General features: G+C 56.0%; 9 protein-coding genes and 3 tRNA genes. 8 read left to right on the top strand and 4 right to left on the bottom strand.

Going from position 1 to position 12,999, the window contains the following annotated elements; genetic code table 11:
* Positions 1-91 precede the first annotated feature (91 nt).
* Complete coding sequence (yjeM, locus tag BJP35_RS02475; protein ID WP_047743142.1) at positions 92-1,591, top strand: glutamate/gamma-aminobutyrate family transporter YjeM; 1,500 nt, start codon at positions 92-94, stop codon at positions 1,589-1,591.
* 39 nt (positions 1,592-1,630) lie between these two features.
* On the opposite strand, the gene mscM is transcribed toward yjeM, so the two are convergent.
* From mscM to rsgA, 3 genes are all read right to left on the bottom strand, one after another.
* Entirely contained in the window at positions 1,631-4,954 is a 3,324-nt protein-coding gene (mscM, locus tag BJP35_RS02480) for a miniconductance mechanosensitive channel MscM (RefSeq protein ID WP_025206261.1), read from the bottom strand.
* Positions 4,955-4,973: 19 nt separating this feature from the next.
* Entirely contained in the window at positions 4,974-5,942 is a 969-nt protein-coding gene (asd, locus tag BJP35_RS02485) for an archaetidylserine decarboxylase (protein ID WP_047355587.1), read from the bottom strand.
* Between the two features lie 97 nt (positions 5,943-6,039).
* On the bottom strand, positions 6,040-7,092 hold the full coding sequence (gene rsgA / locus BJP35_RS02490; protein WP_020882951.1) for a small ribosomal subunit biogenesis GTPase RsgA: 1,053 nt from the start codon (positions 7,090-7,092) through the stop codon (positions 6,040-6,042).
* Positions 7,093-7,199: 107 nt separating this feature from the next.
* On the opposite strand from rsgA, the gene orn reads away from it, so the two are divergent.
* The 4 genes from orn (at position 7,200) to BJP35_RS02510 (ending at position 8,260) form a co-directional block, all read left to right on the top strand.
* Positions 7,200-7,745, top strand: coding sequence for an oligoribonuclease (gene orn / locus BJP35_RS02495; RefSeq protein ID WP_025206260.1), 546 nt, complete (start codon positions 7,200-7,202; stop codon positions 7,743-7,745).
* Positions 7,746-7,960: 215 nt separating this feature from the next.
* Positions 7,961-8,036, top strand: a tRNA-Gly gene (locus tag BJP35_RS02500).
* A gap of 36 nt (positions 8,037-8,072) precedes the next feature.
* Positions 8,073-8,148 (top strand) — tRNA-Gly (locus BJP35_RS02505).
* A 36-nt stretch (positions 8,149-8,184) separates the two neighbouring features.
* Positions 8,185-8,260: transfer RNA gene (locus BJP35_RS02510), tRNA-Gly, on the top strand.
* A 269-nt stretch (positions 8,261-8,529) separates the two neighbouring features.
* Here the strand turns inward: BJP35_RS02510 and queG are convergent.
* Positions 8,530-9,669, bottom strand: a complete 1,140-nt coding sequence (queG, locus tag BJP35_RS02515; protein ID WP_047743145.1) for a tRNA epoxyqueuosine(34) reductase QueG — start codon at positions 9,667-9,669, stop codon at positions 8,530-8,532.
* Here queG and nnr point away from each other — a divergent pair.
* Genes nnr through amiB form a run of 3 tightly spaced genes read left to right on the top strand, consistent with a single transcriptional unit; the run spans position 9,668 to position 12,999 of the window.
* Entirely contained in the window at positions 9,668-11,191 is a 1,524-nt protein-coding gene (gene nnr, locus BJP35_RS02520; protein WP_047743147.1) for a bifunctional ADP-dependent NAD(P)H-hydrate dehydratase/NAD(P)H-hydrate epimerase, read from the top strand. The two genes, queG and nnr, sit on opposite strands and share 2 nt — an antisense overlap.
* Positions 11,184-11,645, top strand: coding sequence for a tRNA (adenosine(37)-N6)-threonylcarbamoyltransferase complex ATPase subunit type 1 TsaE (gene tsaE, locus BJP35_RS02525; RefSeq protein ID WP_020882947.1), 462 nt, complete (start codon positions 11,184-11,186; stop codon positions 11,643-11,645). Before nnr ends, tsaE begins: the two co-directional genes overlap by 8 nt.
* 16 nt (positions 11,646-11,661) lie before the next feature.
* Positions 11,662-12,999 carry an N-acetylmuramoyl-L-alanine amidase AmiB gene (amiB, locus tag BJP35_RS02530; RefSeq protein ID WP_014168308.1) on the top strand — a complete coding sequence of 446 codons (1,338 nt, stop codon included), beginning with the start codon at positions 11,662-11,664 and terminating at the stop codon, positions 12,997-12,999.

Here is a 12,999-nt window from a genome sequence, read left to right on the forward strand (position 1 = left end):
AGGTCTTTTTCTTAATTTGCCCCTAATAGCCACAATATTAGTCTGGTCTTCTGCTACCATCCGCGCAGTTTAACTTCCTTTGGATGGCGCTATGTCCCAGTCACTTAAAAAGATGACCCTCACCGGGCTCATCCTGATGATTTTCACCTCCGTCTTTGGCTTTGCCAACAGCCCGTCGGCTTTCTATCTGATGGGCTACAGCGCAACGCCGTTCTACATCGTCTCGGCCCTGTTTTTCTTCATACCGTTTGCGCTGATGATGGCGGAAATGGGAGCGGCCTACCGCAAAGAAGAGGGCGGGATCTATTCCTGGATGAACAACAGCATCGGCCCGCGCTACGCATTTATCGGCACGTTTATGTGGTTCTCCTCGTATGTGGTCTGGATGGTCAGTACGGCGGCCAAGGTCTGGGTACCGTTTTCGACGTTTGTTTTCGGCAGCGATCATACTCAGGTCTGGTCTTTGGCCGGTCTGAGCTCCACGCAGGTGGTCGGGATTCTGGCCGTCTGCTGGATGGTGGTTGTAACGCTGGTGGCGTCTAAGGGCATCAACAAAATTGCCCGCATTACCGCCGTGGGCGGGATTTCGGTGATGTGTCTGAACCTGGTGCTGCTGCTGGTCAGCATTGCCATTCTGTGCCTGAACGGCGGACACTTCGCTCAGGAGGTGAATTTCGTTTCCTCACCCAACCCGAGCTATCAGTCCGGGCTCGCTATGCTCTCCTTTGTGGTGTTTGCCATTTTTGCGTACGGCGGTATTGAGGCAGTGGGCGGCCTGGTCGACAAGACCGAGAACCCGGAAAAGAACTTTGCGAAAGGCATTATTTTTGCCGCGATAGTTATCTCCATTGGCTATTCGCTGGCAATTTTCCTCTGGGGCGTCAGCACCAACTGGCAGCAGGTACTCAGCAACAACACCACTAACCTGGGCAACATTACCTATGTGCTGATGAAAAGCCTGGGGATGACGCTGGGACAAGCGATGAATCTGACACCGGAAGCGGCGGCAACGATGGGCGTCTGGTTTGCACGCATCACCGGCTTGTCCATGTTCCTTGCCTATACCGGCGCGTTTTTCACGCTGATTTACTCTCCGTTGAAAGCGATAATTCAGGGCACGCCAAAAGCGCTGTGGCCTGCACGCATGACGCAACTGAATACCGCAGGTATGCCCGCCAACGCCATGTGGATGCAGTGCCTGCTGGTCAGCGTGTTCATTTTGCTGGTGTCGTTTGGTGGGGATACCGCGTCAGCGTTTTATAACAAGCTGACCCTGATGGCGAACGTGTCGATGACGCTGCCTTATCTCTTTCTGAGCCTGGCCTTCCCGTTCTTTAAGGCGAAGCAGGATCTTGAGCGTCCGTTTGTGATTTTCAAAACGCGCGCCGCCACGCTGCTGGCAACCACGGTGGTGGTGCTGGTAGTGGCATTCGCCAACATCTTTACCGTTATTCAGCCGGTGATTGAGGCGAATGACTGGAGTAGCGCACTGTGGATGGTGGGCGGTCCAGTCTTCTTCTCACTGCTGGCGATGGGGATTTATGAGAATTACCGCCGACGTTCTGTGGCGTTGCTGACGGAAGTGGCGTAGCGGTCAAACATTCCCCTCCCGGAAGGGAGGGGAGAAGGGTTACAGACTTCCTGCCGGGCGTGTGCGCGCCGCTGACGTTAACGTTCTTCCCGTTTTGCGCCCGTCCAGGCTTTCCAGACGCATCTGGAACGGTGGGAACGGCATATCAATGCCGTGCTCACGGAACCCTGCCAGAATCAGCTGGTGGATCTCATGACGCAGTGGCATACGGTGTCCCATTTCGGCAGCGTAAATACGCAGTTCGAAAATCTGGATCCCCTGTTGTAGATCCACGAGGAACACTTCCGGCGCCGGGTTGTCGATCACAAAGGAACAGCGCTCCGCGGCGGTGTAGAGGATCTGAGTGACCTCTTCGCTGTTGGCATCCGACGGCGCAGGTACCGTCAGCACCACACGCGTGACGGAGTCTGACAGCGACCAGTTGATAAACTGCTCGGTAATAAACGCCTTGTTCGGCACGATGATTTCTTTACGGTCCCAGTCGCTGATGGTGGTGGCGCGCGTGTTGATCCTGGTGATGCTGCCGGTCAAATCGCGGATCGTTACCGTATCGCCAATACGAATCGGTTTTTCGAACAGAATAATCAGGCCAGAGATAAAGTTGGCGAAGATCTCCTGTAAGCCAAACCCTAACCCCACACCAAGTGCCGCCACCAGCCACTGCAGTTTCGACCATTCAATACCAATCATTGAGAAGCCGACCAGCCCGCCAAATAGCATGATCAGATATTTGGTGATGGTGGTAATTGCATATCCCGTCCCCGGGGTTAAATCGAGATGCTGCAGCAGGGCCAGCTCCAGCAGCGCCGGGAAGTTACGCACCAGCTGGGTGGTGATGATCAACACCAGAATGGCAATCAACACCGCGCCTAAGGTAATCGGCTCCAGGCTCTCCACACCTTGTACCGTGGACGTTACGTCCCACAGGGAGATGTTTTCCAGGAAGCCAAACGCGGAGTGAATTTCCGACCACAGGAAGATCACCGACAGCAGGGCAATCAGCATCAGGATGGAGCGTACCAGTCGCAGGGATTGGGTACTGATGGCATCCAGATCCAGCTCGACTTCGTCAGCTTCCGTCGTGCCTTCTGTGCTGTTGACATGGTTTGGCTCTTCCTCGCCACGCGCACGCTGGGCGAGGATCTCTGCCCGTCGGTGCTTGGCACGGTCGAACGCCAGACGGCGGCGCTGGATCAGCATCCAGCGGCGTATCACGTGATACACCACCAGAAGCAGGAACCAGATCGCCACCGAGGTTTCAAGCCTCGCCAGCAGCGCCTTGGCGGTCGCCAGGTAACCCACCGTCGCTGCCAGCATGGCAATCAGCGGTGCGCTCAGCAGCAGGTTCCAGAGCAGCCGGTTGAACATGTTGTCGCCGTTACCGGATTTATCCAGATAGAGCGGGATACCGGCGCGTTTCAGGCTGAGCGTGACAATTGCCAACGCCCCGCATATCAGCATAAAGCAGAGGCGGCCCAGCGACCCTGAGAATTCCCGGTCGTTAAGTTTATCGAACATGATCAGCGCCATAATCAGCGGCACAATCAGTCCGATGCTCATCAGGTAGTAACGCATGGCGCGTGCAACGCGATTACGCGGCCAGCCGAAGTGAGCGATGAACAAACCGTTGGGCCGCGCGAACGTGGCGCAAATCATTACCACCCACAGCAGTGGCACCGTGGCAGTGACGCCATCGCCAATGGCCACCGCGAGCGGGTAGGGCCAGGCTTCCCGCAGGCCATATCCAAGCGTCATCCACAGGACCGGTAGCGGTGAGGCGACGAGAATCGACCAGAAGACGGTGCGTAACGTCAGCCAGAAGTGATCCTGCGTAACTTTCCCCACCCGGGCGCTGGAGCGTTCCAGGAATCGGGTGAAATACCGGCGCGAGTAAATGCTGAAGCCCACCAGAATCAGTGCGGCCAGCAGCGGGAAAATGGTCTCTTTACTGGTGAGCATCATCACGCTGGCCTGGCCCAGCTGGCTGAAGGTATCCAGCGAAATAAGGCGGCGCAGATCCTGAACAATCTCAATCGGCCACGAGAAGGTCATCGGCCGCACGTCGGAGGTCCAGAAGAGATAACGGTGCGTTGCCTCATTCACCTCTTTCAGCGCATCTTCCAGTTGGCTATTAGAGACCTTGAGCTTGGTCAGTTCCAGAATCAGCGTATCCCCGCCCTGGAGCAGGGAGTTCAGTAGTTCACGCTGGGTACGCAACTGGGCTTCCAGAATGCGGTTCTGCTCGCTGGTCAGCGGCTGTCCGTCAGCCTGACGGATCTGGCGGATTTGCGGCTGTTTGTTGAGCAGATCCTCAAAGTGCAGTCGCTGCACGCGCAGCTGAGCCATTTCGGTATCCAGCTGCTGCGGTTTGGGCATTTCCGGCAGGCGTGAGACCTGCGCGCGTAACGCTTCACCCAGCAGGTTTGATGACCCCAGCCATTGGGACTGCTCACGCAGTGTGTTAAGCGCCTGGCGGACCTGCAGGGTTTGATTGGTAGCCTGGCGCTGTTGCGAGGCTACCAGATCCATACGCTGCGCCTGTTGGTTCAGCGCCGCAGAGAGCTCGCGGTTGACCTTAAACTGCTCAACGATGCCGCTGGGCAGGTTCGCGCTGTTTTCCGCCAGCAGTTCGGTGCTTTCAAGCGCACGCTCGGCTTCGCGCTGCCTCTGGCTGTTAAGCTGATTACGCAGGGCCTGCAGATATGCATCCAGCTGTTCGCTCTGCTTCTGCGCCAGCTCAGAGCGCATCCGCGACAGCTCCTGGCGGTTATTGGCGGACAGCTGCGCCAGCTCCAGTTCATCGACAAGGGCTTTGAGGCGAGCAGATTCGGCCTGCAGCCCCAGATTCTGCGCCTGCGCTTGCGGCGTGTTGCCGCTTTGCGTGCCAACGCGACGCTCAACTTCATTAAGCTGGCGGCGGGCATCGGTTTGCTGCTGGGGAAGCTGGCTGAGCGAGTCGGCAATTTCACGCGCCCGCTCCTGCTCCTGCTGAGCCAGACGGCTCTTTTCCAGAAGCTGGCTGCTGACCTGGAGGATCTCCTGATTCAGCGCATCAGAAGACATGTCCGCCGGTATATCGCGCGGTTCATCGCGCAGATTACTGAGCTGCGAGCGCAGCGTTTGCGAGAGTTTCGGGAAGTTGTCGATAACCTGCTGATATTGCTGCGCACGCTCAAGGGAGCCTTTTCGCTCCGCAAGCGCGTTCAGGGCGGACTGGAGCGACTCAACGGTCTCTGGCTGAGCGGGTTTTGCCGCTTTTGCCTGCTCCAGTTCCTGGGTTATCTGTTTTGCGTCGGGGGCTGTCGCTGCGTACGCCCCCATGCTGAGGCACCAGGCCATCAGTAGAACGATAATCGGGCGCACGTCAGCGATCCTTCTGTTATTAGCCTTCGTCTTTTTTGTCGTCAACCAGCGGGCTGGCGTCGTGCTCGGCGTCGATCTCTTCTTGGGACAACGGTGCAGGTTCTGCCACCGGCGTTACGAAGGTTTCGGTAGAGACGGCCAGCGGCTGACCCAGTTTGGTAACCGACAGGCTTTCAAGCTGTTCGGCCAGCTTAACTTTACCCGGTGCAAACAGGTTGATAACGGTTGAGCCCAGCTTGAAGCGACCCATCTCCTGACCTTTCAGCAGGGCGACAGAGCCTTCTTCTTCACCGGCAGGCCACGTCCAGCGCTTGATCACGCCTTCACGCGGTGGGGTGATGGTGCCAGCCCAGACGGTTTCAATGCTGCCGACAATGGTCGCGCCCACCAGAATCTGCGCCATAGGGCCGAATTCAGTATCAAACAGGCAGATGACGCGTTCGTTACGGGCGAACAAGTTAGGTACGTTCTGCGCCGTGAGGTGGTTCACGGAGAACAGATCGCCCGGAACGTAGATCATTTCACGCAGGATGCCGTTGCACGGCATGTGCACGCGGTGATAGTCGCGCGGTGAGAGATAGGTGGTCGCGAAGGTCCCGTTACGGAACAGATCCGCCATCAGGTAGTTACCTGCCAGCAACGCTTCCAGGCTGTAGTTATGGCCTTTCGCCTGCAGGATTTTGTCGTCTTCGATGTTACCCAGTTGGCTAATCACGCCATCTGCAGGCATCACCAGCACGTTAGGGTCCGTATTCAGCGGGCGCACGTCGTCGCGCAGTGGGCGGACGAAAAACTCGTTGAAGGTGCGGTAGCTGGCGGTATCCGGCTTCTGCGCCTCTTTCATGTCGACCTTGTAATATTTTACGAAAAGGTCGATGACCAGTTTGGTCAGCCAGCCCGCTCGTTTGCTCGCGCCCCAGCCCGCCAGGCGAGTGAGCCACAGTTTCGGCAGAATGTATTGAAGCGAAAGTTTAAATGAGTTTAACAAGGTAGCCTCCAGGCCATTGTTTTGTCGTTCCTGATCCGGCCGCAAAGCGCCGGAACCTGAAAAAAGGGGACGATTTTAGCGATGCTTAGCTTAGTTGTCAGTTATCAGAATCAGAAAAGTTTTTACGCGTTTTTACCTGATCCATGCTCTCGAGAATGCGGTGGTAGTTTTCAAAGCGGGTCTCCGCTATTTCGCCTTTCTCGACCGCTTCACGGATAGCGCAGCCCGGGTCATTGTCATGTTTACAGTCGCGGTATTTGCAAGCACCTAAATAATCATGGAATTCGACAAATCCGTTGAAGATTTGTTCCGGCTCAAGGTGCCACAAACCGAATTCACGCACGCCCGGGGAGTCAATGACATCGCCGCCGTGCGGGAAGTGATACAGGCGTGACGCGGTGGTAGTGTGCTGGCCCAGGCCAGAAACATCAGATACATCGTTGGTCACGATCTCTTGCTGGAGGCCGAGAAGGTTGTTCAGCAGGCTTGATTTGCCCACACCGGACTGTCCCGCAAAGATGCTGATGCGATCGGTAAGCGCCTCTTCAAGCGGTTTCAGACCATCTTTGGTATAGCTGGAAACCATCAGAACGCGATACCCGATGTTGCGGTAGATATCCATCTGCTCGTTGACGAAGTTCATACCGTCTTCATCGAGCAGATCGATTTTGTTGAGTACGATGATCGGTTCAACCTGCAGCGTTTCACAGGCGACAAGGTATCGGTCGATAATATTGAGCGAAAGTTCGGGCAAAATCGCCGAGACGATAACGATCTGGTTAATGTTGGCTGCGATAGGTTTAACCCCGTCGTAGAAATCGGGACGGGTCAGTACCGACGTACGCGCGTGGACCGCCTCAACGATGCCTTTTACCGTGACGCCTTCCGCCGCTTCTTTACCCGGGCGCCAGACCACGCGATCGCCGGTTACCAGAGAACGAATCGTCCGGCGGATGTTGCAGCGGTGAATCTCACCGTTGGCGGATTCCACGTCGGCGTGCATACCGAAACGGCTGATGACGATGCCTTCCATCGGTTCGCCAAACAGGTTGTCGTCGTAATCGACCTTCTCCGAAGTGGTTTTAAGACGGCGCTGGTGATTGGCATTCACACGGCGCTGCTGCCCTTTGGAGAGTTTATTTTTACTCAATCGCGCTGGCTCCTGGTCGCCCGTAAGGGGCAAAACCTCTATGATACACTCTAATTAATACTAGTTAACCTGCTACAGCCGGTTATGCGAGAAGGGTGGAAAATAACATGAGCGCGGATGAAAACAACCTGATTTGGATCGATCTTGAAATGACCGGGCTGGATCCCGAGCGCGATCGCATTATTGAGATTGCAACCCTGGTGACCGATGCCAACCTGAATATTCTGGCGGAAGGGCCGACTATCGCGGTTCATCAGTCCGACGACCAGCTTGCGTTAATGGATGAGTGGAACGTGCGCACCCACACGGGGAGCGGGCTGGTGGAACGCGTAAAGGCCAGCACCATGGGCGATCGCGAGGCGGAGCTGGCAACGCTTGCGTTTCTGAAACAGTGGGTTCCGGCGGGCAAATCACCTATCTGCGGTAACAGCATCGGTCAGGATCGCCGTTTTCTGTTTAAGTACATGCCGGAGCTGGAGTCTTACTTCCATTACCGCTATCTGGATGTGAGCACCCTGAAAGAGCTGGCGCGTCGCTGGAAACCGGAAATCCTGGATGGCTTTAAAAAGCAGGGAACGCATCAGGCCATGGACGATATCCGTGAGTCCGTGGCCGAACTGGCGTATTATCGCGAGAACTTTATTAAGCTGTAATTCAGGCGGTTGCCGGGGGCGTTGCGCGTTACCCGGCCTACAGAACGCATGAATGGTGTAAAAACGTGCAAAGCGATGAATATTCCATCACTTGAACTGAATTTCACAAAAAACGCTTTTAGGGGGGTTGCAGCTAAACGGATTTCTCGTATAATGCGCCTCCCGTAACGACAGAGAAATACACGTTACGACAGCAACAAAAGCAGTGCAAATTTGCGGGAATAGCTCAGTTGGTAGAGCACGACCTTGCCAAGGTCGGGGTCGCGAGTTCGAGTCTCGTTTCCCGCTCCAAAATTTGAAGGTGCTTCTAAAGCACAGACCACCCAAGCGGGAATAGCTCAGTTGGTAGAGCACGACCTTGCCAAGGTCGGGGTCGCGAGTTCGAGTCTCGTTTCCCGCTCCAAAATTTGAAAGTGCTTCCACAGCACGGACCACCCAAGCGGGAATAGCTCAGTTGGTAGAGCACGACCTTGCCAAGGTCGGGGTCGCGAGTTCGAGTCTCGTTTCCCGCTCCAAATTCTTATCATCTCCAGATTATCCACAGCGGAATGCTTCGTTGGGGACATTTTCTATTGCATCTGAAATACTCTTGTGAACAGAGTTATCCACAGAAGCCCTACTCAGTTACAGACCAGAAGAAAATTAGCAGGGTGAATAATATCTTCGTAACATACTGAATTTAATTAAGTAAATTTCATTTCAAAATGTTATTTAGATCACTTGACCTCATTGCCAGCCCCGATGGCGCTTGAGTTTTTATTTTTATTCACAGGCTGTGAATATATCAAGCATCCCGTACAAGCCCTTTTTCAATCACTCTCACCAGCCGTTGTTTCTTCGGCAGCTGCACCTCGACAACGCAGGCATTACGCTTCTCGATTTGCTGCGCAATCGCCCATTCTATGTGTTCATCAAGAAGTGGGTGCTCACCTCTGCGACTTTCGAGCGCCTGAATATTGGCTTCATCCCAGGGCGCATTGCCCAGCGCAACGGCGACATTTCGTAGCCAGCGCAGATGCCCAATACGCCGAATGGCGGATCCTTCGGTGACTTTCAGGAACCAGGCCTCACTCCAGGCGAAGAGCTCGATAAGCTGAGGCGCATGAAGCGCTTTACGAGGAGTGAAATCGTCTTCATCCGTAAGCTGCGAGTAACGATTCCAGGGGCAGATCAGCTGGCAGTCATCGCAGCCGTAGATACGGTTCCCGATAAGCGGACGGAATTCTTCCGGTATCGCCCCTTCGAGTTCAATGGTGAGATAGGAGATGCAGCGGCGCGCATCCACCGTATAAGGCTCAACGATGGCACCCGTCGGGCAGATGGTCATGCAGGCCACGCAGCGCCCGCAACCTTCCTCTACCGGACCATCTACCGGCAGCGGCAAATCTATGAGCAGTTCACCGAGGAAAAAGAACGATCCGGCGTCGCGGCTAAGGATAAGTGAGTGCTTACCTGTCCAGCCAAGCCCGGCTTTTTCTGCTATCGGGCGCTCAAGAACAGGCGCAGAGTCTACAAACGGTCTAAAATTCAGCGACACACAGTGCTGCTGAATAGTTTCCCCAAGTTTTTTTAAACGGTTACGCAGAAGCTTATGGTAATCACGGCCCAGGGCGTACCGGCTGACGTAACCGAGAGCGGGATTTTTTAACGTGCGAGCAAACGCCGCGTTGGCGGGCAGGTAGTTCATGCGTACGCTGATGACGCGTAATGTACCGGGCAACAGCTCGTGTGGGCGGGCACGCATCATGCCATGACGCGCCATCCACTCCATTTCGCCATGGTATTGTTTATCCAGCCATGCCTGCAGTTTCGGCTCGCTGGCGGAGAGGTCGGTATCGGTGATACCCACCTTCTGGAAGCCAAGCTCAGCACCCCACTGTTTAATTTTTTGCGCTAATTCATTGAGATCGAGGGGCTGTGACATGACGGACCATACTGTGAAGAAAAACCCCGAAAGTATACCACATTCCATCTGGCATGCGGATGACCTCCGGCACGCCGAAAAAGAGGCCGCAGACAGCCTCGGCATTACCCTGTATGAACTGATGCAACGCGCGGGCGAAGCGGCGTTTAACGTTACCCGCACGGCTTACCCTGAATCGTCGCACTGGCTGATTTTATGCGGACACGGCAATAACGGCGGTGACGGTTATGTCGTTGCCCGCCTGGCGGTTGCCGCCGGGATCCACGTGACGTTGCTGGCGCTGGAGAGCGATAAACCGCTGCCAGAAGAGGCCAGTGCGGCGCGGGAAGCCTGGCTGAACGCGGGCGGTGTTATTCATGCCACCGATATCGTCTGGCCGGAAGAGATTGATGTGATTATTGATGGCCTGCTGGGCACCGGGCTTCGCAGTGCGCCGCGCGACCCGGTTGCCACCCTGATTGCACGTGCCAATGCCCACAGCGCGCCGGTGGTGGCCCTGGATATACCTTCTGGACTGATGGCGCAAACCGGCACGACGCCTGGCGCGGTGATTCAGGCCGCGCACACCGTTGCCTTTATCGCCCTGAAACCGGGGCTGCTTACCGGTAAAGCACGGGATGTCACGGGAACGATGCACCATAACGCACTGGGGCTGGAGAGCTGGCTTGCCGGGCAGGAAACTCACGTTTCGCGCGTTGATGCTTCGCTGCTGGCACAGTGGCTACCGCCGCGCCGCCCGACGTCCCATAAAGGCGATCACGGCAGGCTGGTGATCATTGGAGGTGACCACGGCACGGCGGGGGCTATCCGCATGACGGGGGAAGCGGCATTGCGTTGCGGTGCTGGCTTAGTGCGGGTGCTGACGCGCATCGAAAATAGTGCGCCAATTATTACGGCCCGTCCGGAGCTGATGGTGCATGAATTGACGCCGCAGTCGCTTGAAGAGAGTCTCGAATGGGCGGATGTCGTGGTCATTGGCCCGGGGCTTGGGCAGCAGGCCTGGGGGAAACAGGCCCTGCAGAAGGTCGAGAATTTTCGTAAACCGATGCTGTGGGATGCCGACGCGCTGAACCTTCTGGCAATCAATCCTGATAAGCGTCACAATCGCATTCTGACACCGCACCCCGGCGAAGCCGCGCGCCTGCTTAACTGCAGCGTGGCAGAAATTGAAAGCGATCGCTTACTTTCTGCCCGGCGTCTGGTAAAACGTTACGGAGGTGTTGCCGTTCTGAAAGGGGCAGGAACCGTTGTCGCCAGCGACGAGGCACTGGGCATTGTCGATGCCGGAAATGCGGGCATGGCGAGCGGCGGAATGGGCGATGTGCTTTCCGGCATCATTGGCGCATTGCTTGGACAGAAACTTCCCCTTTATGATGCAGCCTGCGCTGGCTGCGTGGCCCATGGTGTCGCGGCGGATAAGCTGGCGGCACGTTACGGTACACGCGGAATGCTGGCCACCGATCTTTTTTGTACGCTACGGCGTGTTGTTAACCCGGATGTGATTGACGTAGAAAATGACTAATCGAGCGATTTCTTTACCTGATGAACAAGCCACGTTAGATCTTGGCAAACGCGTGGCACAGGCCTGTCAGGGGGCAACCGTCATTTATCTGTATGGTGATTTAGGTGCGGGTAAAACCACCTTCAGCCGGGGTTTTCTGCAGGCGTTAGGCCATAAAGGCAATGTGAAAAGCCCAACCTACACGCTGGTAGAACCGTACACCCTTGAAAATCTCATGGTGTACCACTTTGATTTATACCGCCTTGCGGATCCCGAGGAGCTGGAATTTATGGGGATCCGTGATTATTTTGCCAATGATGCCATCTGCCTGGTGGAGTGGCCGCAACAAGGTGCGGGTGTGTTGCCTGACCCGGATGTCGAAATTCACTTAGATTACCAGGCACAAGGGCGTGAGGCACGCATCAGTGCTGTTTCCTCATCAGGTAGTTCCTTACTGGCGCGTCTGGCCGGTTAAGCGTAGGGATGACGGGATGATTAGTCGCGTTAAAGGTTGGTTATTGGCTGCCACGGTGCTGCTGTGCGCGCAGGCCGGGGCGGCAAGCCTGTCGGATATTCAGGTGTCGAACGGCGAAAGCCAGGCCAGGATCACGTTCAGCTTTATGGGCGATCCGGAATATGCTTTTTCACAGCCAGACAGCCACAGCGTGGCGCTGGATATCAAACAAACCGGGGTTATCCAGGGGTTACCGCTCCAGTTCAGCGGCAATAATCTGGTTAAAAGCATTCGTTCCGGCTCGCCAAAAGATAGCCAGTCATTGCGTCTGGTGGTCGACCTAACCGAAAAGGGTAAAACCAGAGCGGTTAAGCAGCAAAACGGTGCGAATTATACGGTGGTCTTTACCATCAACGCTGACGCCCCTCCGCCGCCTCCGCCTCCACCTGTGGTGGCGAAACGCGTGGAAGAGCCGGTATATACCCCGCGCCCATCTGAACCGGCACGTAATCCGTTTAAAACGGACAGCGACCGCATTACCAGCGTTACCAGCAGCAATACCGTGACGCGGCCGGCGGCCAGCGCACGTCGCGCGGTCAGCGGTGATAAAGTGATTATCGCCATTGATGCGGGGCACGGCGGTCAGGATCCCGGCGCAATTGGCCCGGGCGGTACGCGGGAGAAAAATGTCACCATCGCGGTTGCCCGTAAGCTGCGGACGCTGTTAAACGACGATCCTATGTTTAAAGGCGTGCTGACGCGCGACGGCGATTACTTTATCTCGGTGATGGGCCGTTCGGATGTAGCACGTAAGCAAAATGCCAATTTCCTGGTGTCCATTCATGCGGATGCCGCGCCAAACCGTAACGCCACGGGAGCCTCAGTGTGGGTGCTGTCAAACCGTCGGGCGAACAGTGAAATGGCAAACTGGCTTGAAGAGCACGAGAAACAGTCCGAACTGTTAGGTGGCGCGGGTGATGTGCTGGCAAACAGCCAGGCCGATCCCTATCTCAGCCAGGCGGTGCTGGATTTACAATTCGGTCATTCCCAGCGCGTCGGGTATGATGTCGCCACAAATGTATTGAACCAGCTGCAGGGCATCGGGTCATTGCACAAGCGCCGTCCGGAGCATGCGAGCCTTGGCGTTCTGCGATCGCCGGATATTCCATCGATTCTGGTGGAAACGGGCTTTATCAGTAATAACGCTGAAGAACGCCTGCTGGGCAGCGACAGCTATCAGCAGCAAATTGCCGAAGCGATCTATAACGGTCTGCGTAAATACTTTGATGCGCATCCGCTGCAGTCCGCGCCACAGGGCGGTGCCGCCCAGACGGCCAGCGCAGCGCAGCCAGGTGAGATGACCGCGACCAACTAA

The sequence above is a fragment of the Enterobacter sp. J49 genome, from assembly GCF_002148625.1.
Taxonomy (GTDB): domain Bacteria; phylum Pseudomonadota; class Gammaproteobacteria; order Enterobacterales; family Enterobacteriaceae; genus Enterobacter; species Enterobacter ludwigii.